The sequence below is a fragment of the Cupriavidus sp. UBA2010 genome (genome assembly GCF_002335265.1).
GTDB lineage: Bacteria > Pseudomonadota > Gammaproteobacteria > Burkholderiales > Burkholderiaceae > Cupriavidus > Cupriavidus metallidurans.
The window spans coordinates 154,013-175,326 of record NZ_DDCI01000036.1 but is presented as its reverse complement, the minus strand read 5'-3'; the positions used below and the strand labels follow the sequence as shown (position 1 = coordinate 175,326).

The 21,314-nt window shown below is 64.8% G+C and carries 20 protein-coding genes; 10 read left to right on the top strand and 10 right to left on the bottom strand.

Translation table 11 applies throughout. The features are described 5' to 3' along the window. Window positions 1–4 precede the first annotated feature (4 nt). Together B2246_RS28080 and B2246_RS28075 are read right to left on the bottom strand one after the other, a co-directional pair. Entirely contained in the window at window positions 5–1,522 is a 1,518-nt protein-coding gene (locus B2246_RS28080) for an amidase (protein WP_286879613.1), read from the bottom strand. A 224-nt stretch (window positions 1,523–1,746) separates the two neighbouring features. Further along, the gene (locus B2246_RS28075) at window positions 1,747–4,686 is read right to left on the bottom strand and encodes a DEAD/DEAH box helicase (protein WP_411860058.1); all 2,940 of its coding nucleotides are present in this window, start codon (window positions 4,684–4,686) and stop codon (window positions 1,747–1,749) included. A gap of 136 nt (window positions 4,687–4,822) precedes the next feature. Here B2246_RS28075 and B2246_RS28070 point away from each other — a divergent pair, with 136 nt between their 5' ends. From B2246_RS28070 to B2246_RS28045, 6 genes are all read left to right on the top strand, one after another. Continuing rightward, window positions 4,823–5,743 carry a branched-chain amino acid transaminase gene (locus B2246_RS28070; RefSeq protein ID WP_011515363.1) on the top strand — a complete coding sequence of 307 codons (921 nt, stop codon included), beginning with the start codon at window positions 4,823–4,825 and terminating at the stop codon, window positions 5,741–5,743. 59 nt (window positions 5,744–5,802) lie between these two features. Continuing rightward, the gene (locus B2246_RS28065) at window positions 5,803–5,997 is read left to right on the top strand and encodes a zinc-finger domain-containing protein (protein WP_008652632.1); all 195 of its coding nucleotides are present in this window, start codon (window positions 5,803–5,805) and stop codon (window positions 5,995–5,997) included. Between the two features lie 115 nt (window positions 5,998–6,112). Continuing rightward, window positions 6,113–7,135 carry a lipopolysaccharide heptosyltransferase II gene (gene waaF, locus B2246_RS28060; protein ID WP_008652635.1) on the top strand — a complete coding sequence of 341 codons (1,023 nt, stop codon included), beginning with the start codon at window positions 6,113–6,115 and terminating at the stop codon, window positions 7,133–7,135. A 10-nt stretch (window positions 7,136–7,145) separates the two neighbouring features. Beyond that, entirely contained in the window at window positions 7,146–7,586 is a 441-nt protein-coding gene (locus tag B2246_RS28055; protein WP_035881404.1) for a YybH family protein, read from the top strand. A gap of 17 nt (window positions 7,587–7,603) precedes the next feature. Then, window positions 7,604–8,641: a YheT family hydrolase gene (locus B2246_RS28050; RefSeq protein ID WP_186425976.1), complete on the top strand. Its 1,038-nt coding sequence runs from the start codon at window positions 7,604–7,606 to the stop codon at window positions 8,639–8,641. A gap of 63 nt (window positions 8,642–8,704) precedes the next feature. Beyond that, window positions 8,705–9,277 (top strand): DUF2946 family protein, encoded by a 573-nt coding sequence (locus B2246_RS28045; protein WP_008652638.1) that lies wholly within the window; start codon window positions 8,705–8,707, stop codon window positions 9,275–9,277. Window positions 9,278–9,514: 237 nt separating this feature from the next. Here the strand turns inward: B2246_RS28045 and B2246_RS28040 are convergent, their stop codons facing one another. Then, on the bottom strand, window positions 9,515–11,206 hold the full coding sequence (locus tag B2246_RS28040) for a M48 family metalloprotease (RefSeq protein WP_035881401.1): 1,692 nt from the start codon (window positions 11,204–11,206) through the stop codon (window positions 9,515–9,517). Between the two features lie 163 nt (window positions 11,207–11,369). Here B2246_RS28040 and moaC point away from each other — a divergent pair, with 163 nt between their 5' ends. The 4 genes from moaC to B2246_RS28020 all read left to right on the top strand — a co-directional run bounded on the left by moaC (window position 11,370) and on the right by B2246_RS28020 (window position 13,636). Beyond that, a complete protein-coding gene (gene moaC / locus B2246_RS28035) occupies window positions 11,370–11,852 on the top strand; it encodes a cyclic pyranopterin monophosphate synthase MoaC (protein WP_008645047.1) in 483 nt (160 codons plus the stop codon). Between the two features lie 259 nt (window positions 11,853–12,111). Beyond that, a complete protein-coding gene (locus B2246_RS28030) occupies window positions 12,112–12,276 on the top strand; it encodes a hypothetical protein (protein ID WP_008645046.1) in 165 nt (54 codons plus the stop codon). Window positions 12,277–12,635: 359 nt separating this feature from the next. Next, the gene (locus B2246_RS28025) at window positions 12,636–13,100 is read left to right on the top strand and encodes a hypothetical protein (RefSeq protein WP_080709653.1); all 465 of its coding nucleotides are present in this window, start codon (window positions 12,636–12,638) and stop codon (window positions 13,098–13,100) included. Next, window positions 13,097–13,636: a glycine zipper family protein gene (locus B2246_RS28020; RefSeq protein ID WP_035881400.1), complete on the top strand. Its 540-nt coding sequence runs from the start codon at window positions 13,097–13,099 to the stop codon at window positions 13,634–13,636. Before B2246_RS28025 ends, B2246_RS28020 begins: the two co-directional genes overlap by 4 nt. 22 nt (window positions 13,637–13,658) lie before the next feature. On the opposite strand, the gene B2246_RS28015 is transcribed toward B2246_RS28020, so the two are convergent. From B2246_RS28015 to B2246_RS27985, 7 genes are all read right to left on the bottom strand, one after another. Further along, window positions 13,659–15,446 carry a PglL family O-oligosaccharyltransferase gene (locus tag B2246_RS28015; RefSeq protein ID WP_040011071.1) on the bottom strand — a complete coding sequence of 596 codons (1,788 nt, stop codon included), beginning with the start codon at window positions 15,444–15,446 and terminating at the stop codon, window positions 13,659–13,661. Between the two features lie 210 nt (window positions 15,447–15,656). Next, the gene (locus B2246_RS28010; protein WP_272938070.1) at window positions 15,657–16,241 is read right to left on the bottom strand and encodes a pilin; all 585 of its coding nucleotides are present in this window, start codon (window positions 16,239–16,241) and stop codon (window positions 15,657–15,659) included. Between the two features lie 174 nt (window positions 16,242–16,415). Beyond that, window positions 16,416–16,970, bottom strand: coding sequence for a pilin (locus tag B2246_RS28005; RefSeq protein ID WP_080709651.1), 555 nt, complete (start codon window positions 16,968–16,970; stop codon window positions 16,416–16,418). A 376-nt stretch (window positions 16,971–17,346) separates the two neighbouring features. Beyond that, complete coding sequence (locus B2246_RS28000; RefSeq protein ID WP_008646504.1) at window positions 17,347–18,042, bottom strand: TerC family protein; 696 nt, start codon at window positions 18,040–18,042, stop codon at window positions 17,347–17,349. Between the two features lie 313 nt (window positions 18,043–18,355). Then, the gene (gene sucD / locus B2246_RS27995; RefSeq protein WP_008646503.1) at window positions 18,356–19,237 is read right to left on the bottom strand and encodes a succinate--CoA ligase subunit alpha; all 882 of its coding nucleotides are present in this window, start codon (window positions 19,235–19,237) and stop codon (window positions 18,356–18,358) included. A gap of 58 nt (window positions 19,238–19,295) precedes the next feature. Further along, window positions 19,296–20,462 (bottom strand): ADP-forming succinate--CoA ligase subunit beta, encoded by a 1,167-nt coding sequence (gene sucC, locus B2246_RS27990; RefSeq protein ID WP_008646502.1) that lies wholly within the window; start codon window positions 20,460–20,462, stop codon window positions 19,296–19,298. Between the two features lie 89 nt (window positions 20,463–20,551). After that, on the bottom strand, window positions 20,552–21,223 hold the full coding sequence (locus B2246_RS27985; protein ID WP_008646501.1) for a DUF2889 domain-containing protein: 672 nt from the start codon (window positions 21,221–21,223) through the stop codon (window positions 20,552–20,554). Between the last annotated feature and the right edge of the window lie 91 nt (window positions 21,224–21,314).

Below are 21,314 nucleotides of genomic sequence, written 5' to 3'. Positions count from 1 at the left end.
CGTGTCAGGCGCGCGGCTGGCGGAACACGTGGCCGGCTGCCTCAAGCTGCTGCGCGAACCGCAGCGATGTCAGGTCGCCAAACCGGCGTGCCACGATCTGCACGCCCACTGGCAACCCATCGCTGGCCGGACCGATCGGCGCCACCGTGGACGGCAATCCACATAGCCCCGAATGGCCGGCCCAGAACAACTGCGACGTCAGCGGCCATGCCGTGCCGTTCACGTCGATCGTCCGCTGCCACGGTTCGCCGGCCTCGTCGAGCGGGAACGCCGTAGTCGAGGCCGCCGGGCACAGCAGCACGTCGTAGTCGGCGAAGAATCGCTCCCACGCGTCCGCGAACCGGGCGCGCGCGTGTTGCAGCAATAGCCAGTCGCGATGACTCAGCGTGGCGCCAGAGAACTGCAGCGTGGCGTAGTCATCGTCGTTGCCGGCATCTCCTGCCTTGGCGAGCGCGTCGGCAAATGCCGCATCGTCCATGTAGAGCGAAGTGGTGGCGCGCAGTAGCAGCACATAGGTGCGCCAAAGCGCTGCCGCATCGAAGTCCGGTCGTACGTTCCAGTCCACGCGCGCGCCCTGCCCGACCAACCAGTGACCAAGGCCCTCGATCGCGCCGCTCACCGTGGCATCGACCTCCGCCAACGGATGCGTGGGCAGCACGGCCACGCGAAAATCGGCCAGCCGGGCGTGATCGCACGCCGGCAGATCAAGTTTCCAGGCGGGAAATTCGGCCGCGTCGGGGCCGGCGATGGCACGCAGGATCAGTTCGAGGTCATACGCGCTCCGGGCCACGGGGCCGGCCACGTTGATGTCCTGCCCGGCAAACCCTGCCGCTGCGTTGCCGTGGCCGCGCAGCGGCACGATGCCGTGGCTGCTCTTGTGCGAGAACACCCCGCAATAGTGCGCCGGGTTGCGCAGCGACGAACCGATATCCGAGCCAATGTCGAAATAGCTCATGCCGGCGCAGACCGCCGCCGCGCTGCCGCCGGAAGACCCGCCCGGCGTGCGCGACAGGTCGTGCGGATTACGCGTGGTGCCATAGATCGCGTTGTAGCTCTGCCAGTCGCGCAGCCCGAGCGGCACATTGGTCTTGCCGAGCAACACGGCGCCCTGGGCACGCAACCGTTCGACCACCACCGCATCGCTGCCGGCCTGATGCGCGCGCCGCGCGGGGCTGCCGCAGGTAGTCGGCCAGCCAGCCACGTCGAAGGACTCCTTGATCGAGAACGGAATGCCATCAAGCGGCCCGAGCGCCTGCCCGGCCCGACGGCGCGCATCACTCTGCCTGGCGGCGTGACGGGCGGCCTCGAAATCCGCCAGCACCATTGCATTGATGTCGCCATTGCGGGCGGCCCAGGCCGCGTGGCAGGCATCGACCAGCGCCTGCGCGGTGGTCTCGCCGCGCGCGAGTTGCGCGGCCGCCTGGTGAACCGGATGAAAGCTCGCCTCGGGCTGAACGGCGTCAGCCGGAGACAGGTCTGGCAGGGTCACGGTAGCTCCGTTGTCATCTTGGACCGAGCCCATCAGGCTTGGGGCGGTGGGTCGGTCTGTGGGGGCGATTGGAGAAGCAGTCGGTATACTATATTCACAACATCACAGACCACAAGGCAGTATTTGTGCCAGGGTGGATGCACCGCAACAAGGCAGAAAAAGGGAAATGAGGGGAAATCAGGTGGCGGATTGATGGTGCGATGCACCATGCATGGGAGCCGTTTTGTATACCGTTTGGTGCCTGAGCGGCGTATCGCTCATCGCCGTATCAGCCCTACCAGTTCATCGACATCGGGCAACGGCACATCGCGGCCGATCGCCTCGCCATCCATCGCGTCGAGCACGCCGTCCGCCAGCGCCCGCTTGCCCTGGTGGAGATCGACGATGCGCTCCTCGATCGTGCCGGCCGCGATCAGCCGGTAGACCGTGACCGGCCGCTGCTGGCCGATGCGGTGTGCGCGGCCCATCGCCTGATCCTCGGCAGCCGGGTTCCACCAGGGATCGGCAATCACGATGTAGTCGGCGGCGGTCAGGTTCAGGCCGAACCCGCCTGCCTTCAGGCTGATCAGGAACACATCGCCCTCGCCCGCCTGGAATGCCGCCACGCGTCGCGTGCGCTCGCCGGCCGGTGTCGCGCCGTCGAGGTACTGCCACGCCAGACCCGCGTCAACGAGCGCCTGCCGCAGCATCTGCAGGAAATCGACGAACTGGCTGAAGACCAGCGTCTTGTGCCCGTTGGCGGCCAGCGTAGCCGCCAGTTCGGCGAATGCCCGCACCTTGGCGCCGGGCTGCCCTACATCGGGCGTGACCAGCCGCGGATCGCACGCGGCACGGCGCATCCGCATCAACTGGGCAAGCACATGGATGCGCGCCTCGGGCTCGGTCATGGCCGCGGGCGCCCTCTTGTCCTTGCGCGGACGCAGCAGCGCCCGTTCCGCCTCGGAAAGCGCCTGCCGGCGCAACGCCTCGTAGTGGGCGGCCTCCGTGGGCTCGGGCGTGACGCGAATCACCAGTTCCGTGCGCGGCGGCAATTCGTCGAGGACCTGCGCCTTGGTCCGGCGCAACACGAACGGGGCAATCATGCGCCGTAGCCGCTGACGCGGATCGCGTGCGCCGCTGCGCTCGATCGGATTCGCGAAATGCTCGTTGAAGCGTGCCAGCGAGCCAAGCAATCCCGGCACACAGAAGCGCATCACGGCCCAGAGCTCGGCAAGACGGTTCTCCACCGGCGTGCCGGAAAGCGCGATGCGGCATTGGGCCGGCAGCGCGAACATCGCCTGTGCACGGCGCGAGGACGGATTCTTGAACGACTGCGCCTCGTCAGCCACGACCGTATGCCAGGGGCGATCGCAGAAGGCCTTGCGGGCCTGTTGCAGCAGGTTGTACGAGACGATCACCAGATCGTGCGCGGCGGCCTGCCCGACGATCGCCTCGCGGTCGCCCTCGGCATAGACGTGGACCCGCAACGCCGGGGCGAAGCGACGCGCCTCTGCGGCCCAGTTGCCGCAGACCGAGGTTGGCGCGACAACCAGGGCGGGGCCACCCGCCGCCCGCGCCAGCAACACGGCCAGCGACTGCAGCGTCTTGCCCAGGCCCATGTCATCGGCCAGGCATGCGCCAAAGCCGGCCTCTGCCAGCGACATCATCCAGCGGAAGCCTTCGATCTGATACGGCCGCAACTCCGCCGCCAGCGTCGGCGGCACCGGCGCATCGTGACCGCGCGCGGCGCGCAGTTGCTTCACGCGGGTGCGGAAGTGCGCGTCGGGGTCGATACCGGCGCCAGCCAGCACGTCGTCGAGCCAGGGCGCGGCGACCAGCGGCACGCGGATGCCGTCGCGGACGCCATCGCCCACGCCGGCCAGATCGCGCAGCCGGTCGCGCAACTGGCGGGTCAACGCCACGTAGACACCGTGTGCCATCGGCATGAAGCGGCCCGCATGACCATGCGCCCACGCGACCAGCTTTTCGAGCGAGATCACCAGCCCCTCGGCCACGCGCAGTTCGCCCACGAGCTTGAACCATTCGCTGCCGGTCTCCACGCTGACGGCAAGCTGCGCGATATCAGCCGGCAAGACGCGCAACTCACGGCCACGCGGCCATTCGAGATCGATCACGCCGGTCAGCCCTGGCAACACCTCGATGGCGGTCAGCGCGTCCTCGGGATCGTCCAGCGTCCAGGTGTGCTCGCCGCCAGCGGGGGCCTGCTGCACGAGGAATGGCAACGCCTCGAATACCTCGGCCACGTGCGCGTGCTCGGCATCGAGATCGCGGTACGTCACGTGCGTCTCGCCGCCAATCGTCGCCATCAGTTGCGCGCGGCCGTGGCCCGGCGCGAGCCTGGGGCCGAGCACGCCAAGCGGCGTCACCACCAGCCGCAGGCTGATGCCGCGCCCAACCGGCGCTACCTCGGCACGCAGCCGCGACTCCGGATCGCGCTCGCGTGCCTCGCCCGAGCTGTCGGCGTGAATCTGGAAGTGGCCCGCCAGCGCGCGCAACGTGCTGTCGAGCCGCGCCTGGGCATCGGCCGGCACGGAGAGTCCGCCTGCGATGAGCTTGGCCGCGCCCTGCTGCGCCGGCGTGAAGCGGACCACGCGCAGCCGGCGCGGACCATCCTGCAGCACAGTGATCTGGCGCAGCGATTCGGCCTCCTGACGCGCGGCGGCGGGCAGGAAGTCCTCCATGGCCAGCGCCTCGCGCAGCGGCGGCACGATCCGCAGCACGTAGCGGTCGCCCTCGCGCACCGCCTCGAGCGAAGGCGCGGACTCGACCACTTCCATCGGCACCGTCGGCGCATGGGACAGCACCACGGCCGGATGCCCCACCAGCGCCACCACGGCGGCGGCGCGGTCCAGCACGTGACGCCGGTTGCGCGATGCGTCGCGGCGAATGGCACGGGCCACGCGGACATCCCACGGTGGCAGGGTATCGTCCTCGGCCACACGGGCCAGCGGCACCGGCCTGGGCTTGCTCCAGCCACGCGCCCCGTGGGTCTGCTCCAGCGGCTCGATCGTCCCGACCACACCGTCGGCGTCGAGGGTCAGCGCCCAGAGCAGGCGGCGTCCGTCGCCGGTGCCGGCGGCCTCATCCACGCCCCCCGCCAACGCTTCAAGTGCGCCAAGCGTGGCCTGCCAGCCGCCATCCGCGACGGAATCGGCATCATGATCGGCACGCTCGACGGGAAGTTCGGGGTGGGACACGCGGTTGCGGAACGATAGAAGGTCGGAAGGTGCGATTGTAGAACGCTCTATCCGCCGCCCTTCGTTGGCACGCAAGGACGCGCGGCTTACAATGGTGCCTTTGCGACATTTACCTGGGCTGCAGAGGGAGACGACCATGTCGATGGCAGATCGCGACGGCAAGATCTGGATGGATGGCAAGCTGATTGAGTGGCGTGACGCAAAGATTCACGTACTCACGCACACGCTGCATTACGGCATGGGCGTATTCGAAGGCGTGCGCGCCTACAAGACGCCGGAAGGCACCGCGATTTTCCGCCTCAAGGAGCACACGCGCCGCCTGTTCAACTCTGCCAAGATCTTCCAGATGGCCATGCCGTTCGACGAGGCCACGCTCGAAGCCGCCCAGCGAGAAGTCGTGCGCGCCAACAATCTGGAGTCGTGCTACATCCGTCCGCTGGTGTGGATCGGCTCCGAGAAGCTCGGCGTGTCGGCCAAGGGCAACACGATCCATGTGGCCATCGCCGCCTGGCCCTGGGGCGCGTATCTGGGCGAGGAAGGCCTGGAGCGCGGCATCCGCGTGAAGACCTCGTCGTTCACGCGCCATCACGTGAATGTGTCGCTGGTGCGCGCCAAGGCATCGGGCTACTACATCAACTCGATCCTGGCCAACCAGGAAGCCACCGGCCTGGGCTACGACGAAGCCCTGCTGCTGGATACCGAAGGCTATGTGAGCGAAGGCTCCGGCGAGAACGTGTTCATCGTGCGCAACGGCGTGATCTACACGCCAGACCTGGCCTCGTGCCTGGACGGCATCACGCGCGACGCCACGCTGACAATCGCCCGTGACCTCGGCATCGAGGTGCGCGAGAAGCGCATCACGCGTGACGAGATGTACTGCGCAGATGAAGCGTTCTTCACCGGCACCGCTGCCGAAGTGACGCCGATCCGCGAGCTGGACGACCGCGTTATCGGCGAAGGCCGCCGCGGCCCCGTTACCAAGCGCATCCAGGACGCGTTCTTCGCGGCCGTGGGTGGCACCGACGAAAAGTACAAGAAGTGGCTGACGCTGGTCTGATCGACCGCGCCAACCCTGCATTTCCAATCGACATCCCTGCAAGACAGAAAAGCAACACCATGACTCAAACCGCATCCGTCGTAGAAATCGGCGCAGAAGACATGCCGCTGCATTGCCCCACGGCCAACACCCCGGCATGGAACTACCATCCCCGCGTCTTCCTGGACGTGGCGGACACTGGCGAGGTCAGGTGCCCGTACTGCGGCACCGTGTACAAGCTCAAGCCGGGCACCGTACTGAAGGGTCATCACTGACCCGCCCGGCCCTCGCCAATTCCTGTCGTTTCGAACTGACGCCCCGGGCCGCCCAGCGCCCCGGGGCGTTGACATGCCCGGGCACCGCATCACAGGGCCACGCAATACCCACAATATGAGAAAAGCCCTCGTCATTGCCCCGAACTGGATCGGCGACGCGCTGATGGCGCAACCGCTGTTCGCGTTGCTCAAGGCCCGTCACCCGCAACTGGTGATCGACGCGCTCGCCCCCAAATGGGTGGCGCCCGTACTGGCGCGCATGCCGGAGATCGGCAAGGTCTTCCCGACCGATCTGGCACACGGCAAGCTGCAATTGAGCGCGCGCCTGCTGTTCGCGCAACAGCTCAAGCACGAAGGCTACGACATGGCCTACGTGCTGCCCAATTCGCTGAAGTCCGCGCTGATTCCGTTTCTGGCCGGCATACCGCTGCGCATCGGCTATCGGGGCGAAGCACGCTTCGGCATGCTCAACGTGCGCCACGCCAATCCGCCGCGTGACAAGCGGCCGCCGATGGTGGAGCACTACGCGCGTCTGGCGCTCAAACCCGGCGCCCGCCTGCCCGAGTCGATTCCCGACCCGAAGCTCAAGAGCGATCCCAGGCGCATGGCCGCCACGGCCGAGCGCTTCGGCATCGCGCCGGGCACGCGTCTGATCTCGTTCTGCCCGGGCGCGGAGTTCGGCCCGGCCAAGCGCTGGCCGGCCGCGCACTTCGCCGCGCTGGCGCAGATGCTGCGCCGCTCGTTCCCGTACGCGCAGATCATCGCGCTCGGCTCGGCCAAGGATGCCGAGATCGCCGACGAGATCGTCAAAGGCGCGCCGTTCGTCAGGAATCTGTGCGGTCAGACATCGCTCGACGATGCCGTGGATCTGCTGGCGCTCTCAGAGGCCGCGGTCTGCAACGACTCGGGCCTGATGCACGTCACCGCCGCCCTGAACCGGCCGCAGGTAGCCGTTTTCGGCTCCAGCGATCCGCGCCACACCCCCCCGCTGTCACAGGCAGCGAGTATCATGTGGCTTCAACTCGAGTGCAGTCCCTGCTTCAAGCGCGAGTGCCCGCTCGGCCACCTGCGCTGCCTGAAGGAGATCGAGCCCGAAATGGTATTTGTCGAGCTGCGCAAGCTCCTGCACCGCCCCTGACTCATCCAACATGCCTCGTTTCGCCCGCCTGTTCGATTCCGCCGAAGACATCGTCGATGCCTTCCGTGAAGCCATGAAATTGCGCGACGCCGATGGCGCGTTGCGACTGTGGCTGGATGAAGACTCTGTCACGTGCGTGATGCCCGATGGCCAGCGCCTGATCGGCCACGACCAACTGCGCCAGGCATTCGCGCATTTGCTCGAGGAGCAGCCCGTGCTGATCGATGCGATCGAGACCAGCAGCCATGCGTCGCTGGCCGTGTCGATCTTCGACGTGACGGAAGCGCTGCGATTCGGCACCGACCGCGTGGAGGCCGACCTCTACGTGCACACCACCTACGTGCTGATGCAGAACCACGAGGGCTGGCGCCTTGCCCACATCCACTGCAGCCCGGCGAATGCCGTGCAGGTAGCGGCCGTGGCGGCGGCTCCGGGGCAGGCGCTGCACTGATCCCCGCGCAAGACGCCATGCTGTTCGGCGAAGCCTTTCAAACACCATGGTGGCTGCGCGGTGGCCACGCGCAGACGATCCTGCCGGCACGCTTCACGCGCCATCGGCGCATCGTGTTCCGGCGCGAACGCTGGGATACCCCCGACGGCGACTTCATCGACCTGGACTGGACCACTCACCCGACCACCCCGGGCGCGCCGCTGGTAGTGATGTTCCACGGTCTCGAGGGCGATTCGCGCAGCCACTATGCGCAAACGCTGATGGCCGCGCTGCGCGAACGTGGCTGGCAAGGCGTGATCCCGCATTTCCGGGGCTGCTCGGGTGAACTGAACATCGCGCCGCGCTTCTACCATTCGGGCGACTCGGCCGAGATCCGCTGGGTGCTGGAACGCGTGCGGAATCAGGTCCACACGGTGCAACCGGGACGACAGATGCTCGCCGTGGGCATCTCGCTGGGCGGCAATGCGCTGCTGCGCTATCTGGGCGAGGAAGGCCGCGGCGCGAACTTCCTTTCCGCCGCCGCGGCCGTCTCGGCGCCGCTGGATCTGGCCGCTGGCGGCGCGGCGCTGTCCAGTGGCTTCAACATGATCTACACGCGCATGTTCCTGCAGACGCTCAAGCGCAAGTCGCTGGCGAAGCTGGAACAGTTTCCGGGTCTGTACGATCGGGAAACGATGCTCGGCAGCCGCGATCTCTATGCGTTCGACAACGTCGTGACCGCGCCTCTGCACGGCTTTCGCGACACCGACGATTACTGGGCGCGCGCATCGAGCAAGCCGATCCTCGGCGAGATCCGCATCCCGACGCTGGTCCTCAACGCCCGCAACGATCCGTTCCTGCCCAGCCAGCATCTGCCGGGCCCACGCGAGGTCAGCGACGACGTGCTGCTGGAACAGCCCGAGCACGGCGGCCATGTCGGCTTCATGACGCCACGCGAGGGTCTGCTGGGCCAGTTGCCGCTGCTACCCTTCGCGGGCCATATCGAATGGCTGCCCACACGCATCCTTGATTATTTCGACAGCGTGCGCGCGGCCCGAGGAACACCAGCCACCTGAGGCGGCGCATCTCCGGCCCAACGCCGGAACCGCCACACTGGCAGAGACAAGAAGGAGACAGACATGGATGAGATGGTCAAGCAGGCCATGGCGCGCTGGCCCAATGTGCCGTACTGCTACGGCTGGCTAGCACTGGACCGGCGCGGACAATGGCGGATGCGCAACGAGTTCGCGCAGCAGCATGGACTCTCGGGCGATCCGATCCGGCACGAGGCGCTGATCGGTTTCATCGAGCGCAACTACACGCACGACGAACGCGGCGCGTGGTACTTCCAGAATGGTCCGCAGCGCGTGTTCGTCTCACTGATGTACACGCCGTGGGTGGCGAGGCTGCACAACGGCCGCCTGACCACGACGTCGGACCGTCCATTCACGCCAACCGCCTGCTTTACCGACGAGCAAGGCAACGTGGTATTCGCGGGCACAGTGCAGGGTGTCGACAATGCCGTGCAGGTCGCGCTGCTGCACGACCATGATCTCGAGGCATTCAGCGAGGCGTGCGACTGGCATGGCGAAGCGTGCGGCGCCACGTTGGGGGTGTTCCATCACGACGGGGTCGACATCGACATCGAACCGGTGACGGAAGCGGAGTTGCCCAAGCGCTATGGCTATGTGCGAACGCCGGTAGCCGAGTAAGAGCCGCTATCAAAATGATTCTGGCGTCGTTGCGCGGCCTTGCCGTACCACTTGTACTGTCTGCGGCCGCGCCCTTGCAGGGCGCGCATGTGCTCGCAGGCACATGCCGTTCCGCAGGCGGCTCGCATACGAGCCGAAACCCCTGCTTCACCCTAGCCAGAACCGCTTCGCTTCATTTTGATAGCGGCTCCTAGGCTTTTCTCCTCTCCCCACGCCTGGGCCAATCACCCAGGCCGATCAGTTCGGCATCCCCTTGTTGTCCTGCTTCTCTTCCTTGAACTGAAGCTGGAGCTGATGCAGACGCGCATCGACTTCGGACAGCGTGTAGAAGTCGCCATCACCAGCCTTGCGCGCGATCTGGAGTTGTTCGATAGCGGCCTGGTACGAGCCATCCATCGCATACTTCTCGGCCATCGCCTGATGCTGCTGCAGGCGCTTGCCTTGCGCCGCGTAGGCGCGCGCGAGCAGTTCCCACCATTCGGATCGGCTGGTTTCCTCGCGCGTGCGGGACCGCAGGAACGTTACGGCGTCGTCTAGCTTGTTCGCTGCGACAAGCGTGTCCGCATAGGCCAGCGCCGCCGCATGAGACAGCGGAAACGCGCGCATCGTGGCCAACGCCTGCGTCAGCGCATCCTGCGTCCTCCCCTCGGCACGCGCCAGCTCCACCGCCATCACATCCAGCATCGGACTGCCCGACGTCGCACCCGGGATATTGCCGTAGAGGCGACGCGCCTCCGCAAGCGCCTTCTCGGCATCGGCAAAACGGCCCAGCCGCTGATTGGCGAAGGCGATGCCGTAGTAGACCGCCGGCAGTCGCACCGCCGACGTGTTGCTGTTCACCTGGGCCTGGAAGACGGCCAGCACGTTGCGCACATCGTTCGGTGTGGGCTCCTGGATCACGCGTGCCCGCGCGCGCGCGAACTCGTACTCGGGCGTGTTCGGTACCTTGTGCGGCGGCACGTGACTTACGCGGTCCTGCATGTCGGCGATACGCTCGGACGTCAGCGGGTGGGTACGCACATAGGCCGGGACGGAATTGTCCGAGATGCCCATCACGCGTTGCAGGCGCTGGAAGAAATCGGGCATCCCCTGGGGATCGAATCCCGCCGCCGTCATGATCTGGAAGCCGACGCGGTCGGCCTCGCGCTCGGCGCCGCGAGAAAACGAAAGCTGGTTCGCGACGGCCGCGCCCTGCCCGCCCATCGCCAGCGCCGCCGCGGCATCGCCGCTCTTGGTGGCGGCCAGGCCGGCCAGCACCATCGAGGCCAGCGCGATCCACATCGACTGGTTCTGATTGGTGATGCCGCGCGCGATGTGCCGTTGCATCACGTGGCCGATTTCGTGTCCCAGCACCGACGCCAGTTCGGATTCGGTCTCCGACTGCACCAGCAGCCCGGTATGCACGCCGATGTAGCCACCCGGCATGGCAAAGGCATTGATCGAGCGATCCCGCACGCCAAACAGCTCGAAACCGGTGGCAAAGGTGCCCGAACCGTTCGAGCCCGAGATGTTTTGCCGACGGGCCGCCTGGACGAGCCTGTAACCAAGCGCATTCAGGTAGTCGTTCATTAGCGGGTCGGAGACATAGTCGGGATCCCGGCGGATGTCGCGCATGATCCGGTCGCCGAGGCGCTTCTCCATGTCCGGCGACAGCGAGGCCGTCGACGGATCACCAAGATCGGGCAACTGATTGCCTGAACTCTCCACCACCGTGTTGGCGCTGCGCAGCCCGAATTCGGATTTCTGGCCGGCCCGCACGCTCCGGTTAAGGTTGTCGTAGACCTGATCGCTGGCGTCGCTTGGAGGGGGGGGCGCGGCCGGGGCGCTGCTCGTCGTGCCCGGCGGCTTTGCGGACGTCCCCTGCACGCCCTGAGGCCACGCCGGAGCAGCCATTGTCAGCACCAGCGCGGCGGCAAGCGCACGCGTCATATGTGATGCGCGCGAGGCTGGCGCTGCGGCTGCGAGTGGGTGAGCACTCAGCCGGGCTGGCAGGCGGAAAGGCCGGAGGGTCTTGGGCATGTTGCTATGATAGCGGCCTGCGATTGACGTTCCCATCGGGCAAGCCCCAGCACACATTTCCTCCTGTTTCGCCATGAGCCAGCTCACACATTTCGACAACGCCGGACAAGCCCATATGGTCGACGTCGGCAACAAGGCCAACACCCATCGCGTCGCCGTGGCAACCGGCACGATCACGATGCTGCCCGCGACCTTCGCGCTGGTGCGCGACGGCAACGCCAAGAAAGGCGACGTGCTCGGCATCGCCCGCGTGGCGGCGATCATGGCCACCAAGCGAACCGCCGACCTGATCCCGCTCTGCCATCCAATTGGCCTGACCAAGGTGGCGGTCGACTTCGCACTCGACGAACCGAGTTCGACAATCGCCTGCATCGTCCGCACCGAGACCCACGGCCAGACCGGCGTGGAGATGGAAGCGCTGACCGGCGTGCAGGTCGCCCTGCTGACCATCTACGACATGTGCAAGGCGGTGGACCGGGGGATGGTGATGGGGAATGTGAAGCTGCTGGAAAAGCATGGCGGCAAGTCGGGCGACTGGGTGGCGGGCACCGCATAACGACACCGCTGCATAGCCGGGCTTTGCCTTCCCGATCACCGACGCCGCTTATGCCGCACTGAAATATCGCATATGACATTAATGTCGTAACTGCATTCGACCACCGCTACCGTCGCGCCTATATTGGAACGAACGTTTTTACGCCGGGGACAACAGCCACCTGAGGGGAGGTGGAAAAGTGAAGACATTCTTTATGCTAGCGGCCGCTTGTGCCGCGCTAAGCGCCGGCATGGCCCACGCCGGTAATGGTCCGAGAGATATGTACCTGGATGGCGCGAGGACGCCAGATCCGTACACCGATGGCGCCAAGGCCACCCGCTTCGACGTCTATACCGATGGGGCAAGTGTGCTTGGCAAACGTGACGTGTTCAGCGATGGCGCGAGCACCATTGACAAGCGAGACACATTCACCGACGGCGCCTGAAAGGCGTCTTCACGGGTGGCGAGATGGGCGCCGGAATACCAGGCCAGGGCAACGTCCCTGGCTTTTTCTTGTGCTCATCAGCCGGCACCCGTGACAGCGTGGGATGAACCCAGCCAGTCAATGTCACCCATGACGTACCGTGGACGTATCGTGATTCACGACACCGGACCGCCGCGTATCTGTCACCGCATATCCCGCCCGTAATAAAGGTAACGCCACATTTCGGAATGATCCAGGCTACCCCTGCCTGAGGCAAATTGCTATTCAATGTAATTGGATTGACGCGCTCCGCCGGCCTCGGTACGCGGGATCAGGACAAGACGCGTTAACAGCAAGATAGGCCAGGCAGGGGGTACATCATGAACGGGCGCAAGCTTTGCCAGATAGCGCTGGTGGCAGCGGCGGCATTGGCAATCGTCAGCACGTCCTCGCAGGCTCACGGCGGTGGACACGGTGGCGGAGGCGGACACGCGCATGTTGGTGTCGGCGTCGTCGTCGGACCGGGTTGGGGCTGGGGCTGGGGTCCCGGATGGGGCTGGGGCCCCGGCTGGTATGCGCCCTATGGTCCTTACTACTATCCCGGCTACTACCCGCCTTACTATCCGCCCGCCGCAGCGGTCGCCCCTTCCGAGCCTCCGCAATACGTCGAACAGGGCAACGTGAGCAACCACGGCGCGCCCGGCGACGCCAATGCGTGGTGGTACCACTGCAGCCGGCCGGAGGGCTATTACCCCTACGTCAAGGATTGCCCTGGAGGATGGCAACGCGTGCCGCCACAGCAGCCGTCGTCTTCAAATCCCTCTAACCCCGGAGTGTCTTCATGAATTTGCGTACCCTGAGCTTGCTGACCCTGGCCGCGACAGCCTCGCTGGGCCTGGGAGCCTGCGCGGTGATGCCATCCGGGCCTACGGTGATGGCGTTGCCAGGCTCCAACAAGACGTTCGACCAGTTCCGCGGTGACGACTACAACTGCCGCCAATTCGCCTTCCAACAGATCGGCGGAACCACCGCCCAGCAAAACGCCAACGCAGCAGCTGTGGGTAGCACGGTGGTCGGGACTGCGCTCGGCGCCGCGGCCGGCGCGGCATTCGGTGGCGGCAGCGGCGCAGCCGTGGGTGCGGGCGCCGGCATGTTGACGGGCGCGGCCGTTGGCACTGGTGCCGCCTATAACTCCGCCTACGGCACGCAGCGCCAGTACGACGCCGCATACGTCCAGTGCATGTACGCAACCGGCAATCGCGTACCGGTGTACGGGCAGATGGTGTCCGCACCGCCGCCCGGGCCCGCGCACGAGTCGATGCCTCCGGCCAACTACCAGCCTTACTATCCGCCGCCTCCGCCGCCTGGCTACGTTCGCTGAATACTGCCGGCGCGAACGTGCCTCAACCGCGCCGGGCGCGCAGACGCGCCCAGGCGCAGAACTCGCGCGGCCTGCGGTCGGCGCCTAACGCGTCGCAGTCGCGTGAGAGCATCTCGAAAACCGTCGCCTCGTCGCCCTGAAAGTAGTACTGCAAGCGCTCTACCCACTGGCGTGCTTTCGCTTGATCGCCAGTCAACGCGAGCAACCAGGCCGTGCGCCCGATGAGGTTCGGCGTTGGCAGCAGATGCAATGCGGCCATGTGCGCCGGCAGCAGGCTGGCAGCATTGTCCGGCGTGATCCTGGCGTGCTCGACGCTGTCCGAAGCCGCGTGCTGGCGGAACCAGAGCTTGGGCATCGGCAGGCTATCCCGCTTCTCTTCATGCGCGTACTCGCGTGCCTCGACACGCTTGTAGTCCTGCCAGAGCGTCACAAGCAGAAAGGCGGACACGACAATGAACACCACGCACGCCATCGCCGGAACGGCACGCGGCAAGCGCTTGCCAAAGCCGGATGGTTCGAGCCACGCCAGCAGGAAACAGAACGGCAGGAAGAAGTACAGGTAGTGCAGCGGATACTCGAGCATCGAGTGCGCCCCATACATCGCAAGCCAGAACAGCATCGGCACGGCCATGGCGCGCTCGCCCGACGACGCTGTCCAGATCCGATCGCGCACCACGCGCCAGAGCCACCCTACCAGCACCAGCGCCACGCCGACGGTGCCGACCAGACCTGTCTTTGCCAGCAGATCGAGTACTGCGTTATGCGCATGGAGCGACATCTCGGCCGTTTTGCCAACCTCGGCCATCTGCTGGAACTGGGCCCAGCCAAACTCGCCATAGCCAACCCCGAGCAGTGGATGCGTGCGGAACATCGCCCAGGCATGTGCCCACAAGGCGCCGCGGCCGGAAACCTGATCGCCGGACTGGAGTTGCGCGACGGTGTCAAACAGCCGCCAGTCGAACAACTGACCAGCGTGCTTGATGGCTGGCTGGAGCACCACGATGCCGACGACCATCAGCACTGCGGCGACAATCAGCCCCGGCGCGCGATGCATCGGATCCGTGCCACGAGGCGTGCCCCGTGCCAGATGCGCGGCGATCAGCGCGTACAGCGCGGCCAATCCGATATGCAGCACGCCCGTGCGCGACCCGCTCAACACGATGCCGCTTTCCAGCAGCAGCACCGCGACGAGCCAGCCCGGAAACCGCAGCCACCCACGCGTGGCGAGCCACACCGAAGCCACCAGCGCCAGGCCCTGAATCGTGGCCTGATGATTCGGCTGGTTCAGATTGCCCCAGAGGCGGCGGTTGTTGTCGTAGAAGTATTCAGATACGAGATTGAATGCCTGATCTTCCAGATGGAAGACCTGCACCCATTGCGCCAGCGTGCCGAGGAGCCCCGCAATCATGAAGGCGATCGCGAGCGAATCGACAATACTCGCGCGCTCGTCGGTCGACATCGACTGGCTGGCACGCCATGCGGCCAACATCAGCGCCGCGCCCAGCGCCAGCACGATTTGCGTGAGCTGACGGCTGCCGGTGACATCGACCATACCCATGGCGGCTTGCGCGACGGTCGTGACGATCAACCAGATCGGCAACAGCACGATCCACGGGAACGCTCCGGACGCTCGCGAGCCCGACTGGTTTGACCTCAGCGCCAGGGCGATGACCAGGAATACGCCAAGCAATCCGGCCGTCCACTCGCCATAGAACGTGGCAAGCGGCAGCGTGTGCTTCGAAACCAGCAGGGGCAAGGTAAATGCGACGACGATCGCCGTCGCGGGAAGCGTAGCTCGAGGTGCCGGCATTCGCGCGCAATCAGGGGCAAAGGCGACATGATAGCGCGGCACAGTGGGGGTGCCGAAAGATCGGTGACGTAGATCGGCGATGACTTGGAGGTATGAGCTCCCGCGCAGCGGTGGGACCAGGCGCCTGCACCAAGGTGTTCTTCGGCCCAGCGGATGGGCCAAGCGCTCGCGTACTACAGGCCAACACTACGTTCGTCCCAGGCGGTCGCCCTAGACCGCCTCGGGACTATTCGTACAGGATCGAGGAATGTATCTAGCCTCGGCATTGGACGTACAGGTCCACGCGATGGAGCCGGTATTGGCGCCAAGCATCGTCAGTGTCAGCGTTTTTCCGTTGAGCCCCTGCGAGACGTCCTTAGTCCGGAAGGTTGCCGTAATCGTGCAACCACCCCCGCTCGCCGCAGATCCGCCTACAGTTACAGACTGAACATATGAGCCGGATATGTTCCCAGACACGGGAATACCGTCGTATTCCCCATAAGAATTGCTCGGGCAGGTACCACGCTGCGAAAACGATTCGACGACCGCCGTCTTCTGCGCCGAAGCTAGCGTGAGGCCCTCGGCAAACTGCGCCCTGGCCACGTAGTCCTGATACTGCGGAACCGCGATCACCGCAAGAATGCCGACGATCGCGACGACGATCATCAGTTCGATCAGTGTGAAGCCTGCCTGGCGCAGTGAACGCGCTTGCGAGCGTTGGCATGAGACCCGGTATTGCATATGACCCCCTAGGAAGTTGTTGTTGGCATCTGGCCAGGACGGCTTGAGTGCCGCCCGGCCCGAGGCATCTTCCAAGGAGTCGGTTGCGTAGAAATTGACGTTGCACAAGTGGCGGAGGAACGTCGCAATCGCAGGTATGTGCGACGAAAATGCACAATCGCGCGATGCCCCAGCCCTTGCCGATACGCGGATCAGATGCCTCCGATCCATGCCATCGGCAGCCCAGCGCGCGAAGCAATGCTAGTTACCTCAGCCCGTCGTCGTGGTCGTCGTAGTCGTCTTGCCAGACTGGCTCGCTTTCGCGCAGGCCTGCGGCACGTATCGCTTGTCCGCCGAAGACTCGCACTGCCAGGTCACCGACCCGCCGTCTGCATTACCCATGGTCAACGTCACCTGCTTGCCGAGCAGGCCCCTGGTAATGCCTTCGTCCTTGAACTTGGCGATGATCGTGCAGCCGCCAGCATCGGAGGCCGTGCCACCCGTTGTGACGCTCTGCACATAGCTCCCCTTGATCGCCGAGGCCACGGGCACGCCGCCGACCGCCGCGCTCGCATTGTTTGGGCAGGTACCAGCCGCCGCGAACGAATCGATCACGCCGGCTTTCTGCCCGGAGGCCAGGCTCATGCCTTCGGCAAACTGGGACCGCGCGATGTAGTCCTGGTACTGCGGGATGGCGATGCCGGCAAGAATGCCGATGATCGCGACAACGATCATCAGCTCAATCAGCGTGAAGCCTCGACGATTCTTTCGCTCCAATGCGCGACGTTGTCCGCGCAGGAAAACGACTTTGGTTTGACGCGTCATGTTGACCCCTTTCATTAGTGTTGTGCGATTGGAAAAGTGCGGGTGCGCCCGCAATCCGCGATGCGCACGGGGCCATGATCGCGAGCGAAACCGCGAGGTCCCAATGACCTCGGACAAATCTGACAGCGCTGTGGGAATTGTTTGGAAAACCACAGGAGTGTGTGGTGTGGATGCTGCAAGACGGGTGTTGCGTCGAAACCACTGGGTACGCCTGCGTCGCCCCTTGTCCAACCGGCCCGACCGCTCCAACCGCTCCAACCGCTCTTTCACAGGCAAAAGCGCGAGACAGGCCTGCTGGAGGCAATTCGCTCCCTGCAAAACAAAACGGGCGACCCCGTGAGGGTCGCCCGTTTCAGGCTCGCGATATGACTTGCGATCAGGCCGTCTGTGCGGAACGGCGACGCAGCAACTTGCCGAGCATGACAACCAGCACCGCGCCCACGACGCCGAACACCAGATGCGCATGCGGCACGTGTACCTGGAACCACTCGGCATCCACCGGGTCGCTAACGAGCATTTCGCCAGCCAGATAGCCCAGCAGCGCGGCGCCCAGCACGATGATGATCGGGAAGCGCTCCATCACCTTGAGCAGGATCGTGCTGCCGAAGACGATCAGCGGAATCGACAGGCCCAGACCCAGCACCAGCAGCATCAGCTGGCTGCCTTCGGGACCCTTCTGCGCGGCTGCGGCCACGGCCACCACGTTGTCCAGCGACATCACCAGGTCGGCGATCAGGATGGTGCGGATGGCAGCCCAGATATTGTCCTTGGCGTCATGGCCATCTTCATCGTCGTCGCCGGTCAGCAGTTGCACGCCGATATAGACCAGCAGCAAGGCACCCACGATCTTCAGATACGGCAGGCTCAGCAGCTTGACTGCGGCCACGGTCAGAACCACCCGCATGATGATGGCGGCGGCACTACCCCAGAAAATGGCCTTCTTTTGCTGGGCAGGGGGCAGATTGCGGGATGCGAGCGCGATCACGACTGCGTTGTCGCCCGACAGGACGATGTTGGTCAGGATGATCGATCCCAGCGCAATCCAGAATGCGCTGCTGGACAACAATTCCACGGCAAGACTCCTTCCTCGATTTCTAAGTTATTCCAGGTCCGCAGGGGCTCCCACTGCGGACTTTTGGATGTCTGAGTTACCAGACATGGAGATTTATCGTACGAACCTTTCGATTCGGTTTCAATCCGCGCTGCAACAGCCTCGGGATATACCCTAGGATTTTGCGTCGCCAGAATGACATTGCCCCCGCTTCTGAGGCGGGGGCAACGAATGCGGCGAAGCGCTCCGGCAGGAGCCGGCATACGCCGCAGGTACGGCAATCGCGTTGCACGTGCTATTAAGAGCACACACAAGCGACATCGGTGGGAATGCCTTACAGCATTGCCTTCAGCAGGCGGCCCATTTCCGACGGGTTCTTGGTGACCTTGATACCGCAGGCTTCCATGATTTCCAGCTTGGCCTGGGCGGTGTCGGCACCGCCCGAGATCAGCGCGCCGGCGTGGCCCATGCGCTTGCCCGGAGGCGCGGTCACGCCAGCGATGAAGCCAACCACCGGCTTCTTCATGTTTTCCTTGATCCAGTAAGCCGCGTTGGCTTCGTCCGGACCACCGATCTCACCGATCATGACCACGGCGTCCGTTTCCGGATCGTCGTTGAACATCTTCATCACGTCGATGTGCTTCAGACCGTTGATCGGGTCGCCACCGATACCGACGGCCGACGACTGGCCCAGGCCCAGCGCGGTCAGTTGGCCCACGGCTTCATACGTCAGCGTGCCCGAGCGCGACACCACGCCGATGCGGCCCTTGCGGTGGATGTGACCCGGCATGATGCCGATCTTGATCTCGTCCGGCGTGATCAGGCCCGGGCAGTTCGGTCCGAGCAGCAGCGTCTTCTTGTTCTGGCGACGCATCTTGTCCTTGACTTCCATCATGTCGCGGACGGGGATGCCTTCGGTGATGCAGACCACCAGGTCCAGATCGGCGTCAACGGCTTCCCAGATGGCGGCTGCGGCGCCTGCCGGCGGCACGTAGATCACCGACACGGTCGCGCCGGTTTGTTCCTTGGCATCCTTGACGCTTGCGTAGATGGGAATGCCTTCGAAATCTTCACCGGCCTTCTTCGGGTTCACGCCTGCCACGAAGCAGTTCTTGCCATTGGCATAGTCACGGCAGCCGCGGGTGTGGAACTGGCCCGTCTTGCCGGTGATGCCCTGGGTGATGACCTTGGTGTCCTTGTTGATCAGAATGCTCATTTGCTAGTCCTTTTAGTCGCCCCGCCCGGCTGCGGCCAGGCGGCAACGAAAGTTGTCCTTACTTGCCAGCGACGGCGGCCACGACCTTCTGGGCGGCTTCTTCCATCGTGTCGGCCGAGATGATCGGCAGACCGGAATCGGCCAGCATCTTGCGGCCCAGCTCTTCGTTCGTGCCCTTCATGCGGACGACCAGCGGCACGCCAAGCTGCACGGCCTTCGAAGCGGTGATCACGCCTTCGGCGATCACGTCGCAACGCATGATGCCGCCGAAGATGTTGACCAGGATGGCCTGCACGTTCGGGTTCTTCAGCATCAGCTTGAAGGCTTCGGTCACCTTCTCGGTGGTGGCGCCGCCACCCACGTCGAGGAAGTTGGCCGGCTCGCCACCGAACAGCTTGATGGTGTCCATCGTGGCCATGGCCAGGCCAGCGCCGTTCACCAGGCAGCCGATGTTGCCGTCCAGCGAGATGTAGGCCAGATCGAACTTCGAGGCCTCGATTTCGTTGGCGTCTTCTTCGTCCAGGTCACGGTACGCGACGATTTCCGGGTGACGGAACAGCGCGTTCGAGTCGAAGTTGAACTTGGCGTCCAGGGCAACGACCTTGCCGTCGCCGGTCAGGATCAGCGGGTTGATTTCGGCCAGCGAGGCGTCGGTGTCCCAGAATGCCTTGTACAGGCCTTGCAGGGCCTGGCGAGCCTGGGGAACGCTGGCGTCGGGCACGCCGATCTTGCGGGCGATGTCGTCAGCGTCCGAATCCTTCAGGCCTTCCGACGGCTCGATGATCAGCGTGTGGATCTTTTCCGGGGTGTGGGCAGCGACTTCCTCGATGTCCATACCGCCTTCGCTCGATGCCATCAGGGCCACCTTCTGCGACACGCGGTCCACCACCAGCGAAACGTACAGTTCCTTCTTGATGTCGGCGCCTTCTTCGATCAGCAGGCGATTGACCTTCTTGCCTTCCGGGCCGGTCTGGTGCGTCACCAGCGTCATGCCGAGAATGTTGGTGGCGTAGGTCTTGACCTCGTCGATGCTCTTGGCCACCTTCACGCCGCCGCCCTTGCCGCGGCCGCCTGCGTGGATCTGCGCCTTGACGACCCACACCGGGCCGCCGAGCTGTTCAGCCGCCTTCAGGGCTTCTTCAACCGAGAAAGCAGGGATGCCGCGCGGAACCGGCACATTGTATTTGCGCAGGATTTCCTTGCCTTGATACTCATGGATATTCATGCGTGTTTCCTTTCGGGTAGGCGTAAAGGGATGGGAAAAATGATAGGAGACGAAGGGCTCTCGCCTTTTCCTGGGGCCGACCGTGACAGTCAGCCTGACGTACCGTTGGGCCGGTGGGCCAGGGTGTCTTCGCCACCTGATGCGGGGGCATCGGCGCGTGACGCGGTCTGGGGGGACGACGCCGCAGCGCCGGCTTTCGGTTTCGGCTGGTGACCATACCAGCGCGGGTAAAACTGACGAACCACCTCGCCCTCGAAATGGAGCGCGTGGCATCCATGGAGCTGCATGGGGGGTTCGGGATCGATGTCTTGCGCGCCATCGCGGATATTGAACACATCGCCCGCGAAGGCTTGAATGGCCGCAGTCGGCAGCACGCCGGCCAGTTCGGTCAGATGGGTGCAACCGGCAACGCTGCCCAGGCGCTCACGAACTGCCTTGCGGAACCCCTTCGACAGGTTCAGACCGATCAGCTTGCGGTAGGCAGGGCCGATGAGGTCGCAATGCGTCGGATAAGGCACCCAATCAGAGCATGCCTCCGCATCGACGACGTTCATGCGCAGATCAATCGTGACGCGCAGCCACAGATCGTGCAGCGGCTGGCCTTCAGGGCGAATCCGGCCGCCCGCCAGTTCGATGTCGCGGGGCTTGGTGTCAGTCAGGCGCGCTTCGATGTCCCATAGGCCATCGTCCCGCAAATAGGCCTCGGCCGTGATGGCACGACGGTGACGCAGGACTCGATTGGCTGGCGGGGAAAGCGGCATGACACCAGGGGCTGACGCGGCAGGCTGAAAGTGGCGGATCGGGGGCAATTCATCACGGCAAATGGCTTGGTCCATGGGTAAGACCACCATG

Excerpts from the sequence above, each read along its gene's own strand:
- B2246_RS28080 (WP_286879613.1), bottom strand. The coding sequence starts at position 1,522 with ATGGGCTCGGTCCAAGATGACAACGGAGCTACCGTGACCCTGCCAGAC.
- B2246_RS28070 (WP_011515363.1), top strand. The coding sequence starts at position 4,823 with ATGTCGATGGCAGATCGCGACGGCAAGATCTGGATGGATGGCAAGCTG.
- B2246_RS28065 (WP_008652632.1), top strand. The coding sequence starts at position 5,803 with ATGACTCAAACCGCATCCGTCGTAGAAATCGGCGCAGAAGACATGCCG.
- waaF (WP_008652635.1), top strand. The coding sequence starts at position 6,113 with ATGAGAAAAGCCCTCGTCATTGCCCCGAACTGGATCGGCGACGCGCTG.
- B2246_RS28055 (WP_035881404.1), top strand. The coding sequence starts at position 7,146 with ATGCCTCGTTTCGCCCGCCTGTTCGATTCCGCCGAAGACATCGTCGAT.
- B2246_RS28050 (WP_186425976.1), top strand. The coding sequence starts at position 7,604 with ATGCTGTTCGGCGAAGCCTTTCAAACACCATGGTGGCTGCGCGGTGGC.
- B2246_RS28045 (WP_008652638.1), top strand. The coding sequence starts at position 8,705 with ATGGATGAGATGGTCAAGCAGGCCATGGCGCGCTGGCCCAATGTGCCG.
- B2246_RS28040 (WP_035881401.1), bottom strand. The coding sequence starts at position 11,206 with ATGACGCGTGCGCTTGCCGCCGCGCTGGTGCTGACAATGGCTGCTCCG.
- moaC (WP_008645047.1), top strand. The coding sequence starts at position 11,370 with ATGAGCCAGCTCACACATTTCGACAACGCCGGACAAGCCCATATGGTC.
- B2246_RS28030 (WP_008645046.1), top strand. The coding sequence starts at position 12,112 with ATGTACCTGGATGGCGCGAGGACGCCAGATCCGTACACCGATGGCGCC.
- B2246_RS28025 (WP_080709653.1), top strand. The coding sequence starts at position 12,636 with ATGAACGGGCGCAAGCTTTGCCAGATAGCGCTGGTGGCAGCGGCGGCA.
- B2246_RS28020 (WP_035881400.1), top strand. The coding sequence starts at position 13,097 with ATGAATTTGCGTACCCTGAGCTTGCTGACCCTGGCCGCGACAGCCTCG.
- B2246_RS28015 (WP_040011071.1), bottom strand. The coding sequence starts at position 15,446 with ATGCCGGCACCTCGAGCTACGCTTCCCGCGACGGCGATCGTCGTCGCA.
- B2246_RS28005 (WP_080709651.1), bottom strand. The coding sequence starts at position 16,970 with ATGACGCGTCAAACCAAAGTCGTTTTCCTGCGCGGACAACGTCGCGCA.
- sucD (WP_008646503.1), bottom strand. The coding sequence starts at position 19,237 with ATGAGCATTCTGATCAACAAGGACACCAAGGTCATCACCCAGGGCATC.
- sucC (WP_008646502.1), bottom strand. The coding sequence starts at position 20,462 with ATGAATATCCATGAGTATCAAGGCAAGGAAATCCTGCGCAAATACAAT.
- B2246_RS27985 (WP_008646501.1), bottom strand. The coding sequence starts at position 21,223 with ATGCCGCTTTCCCCGCCAGCCAATCGAGTCCTGCGTCACCGTCGTGCC.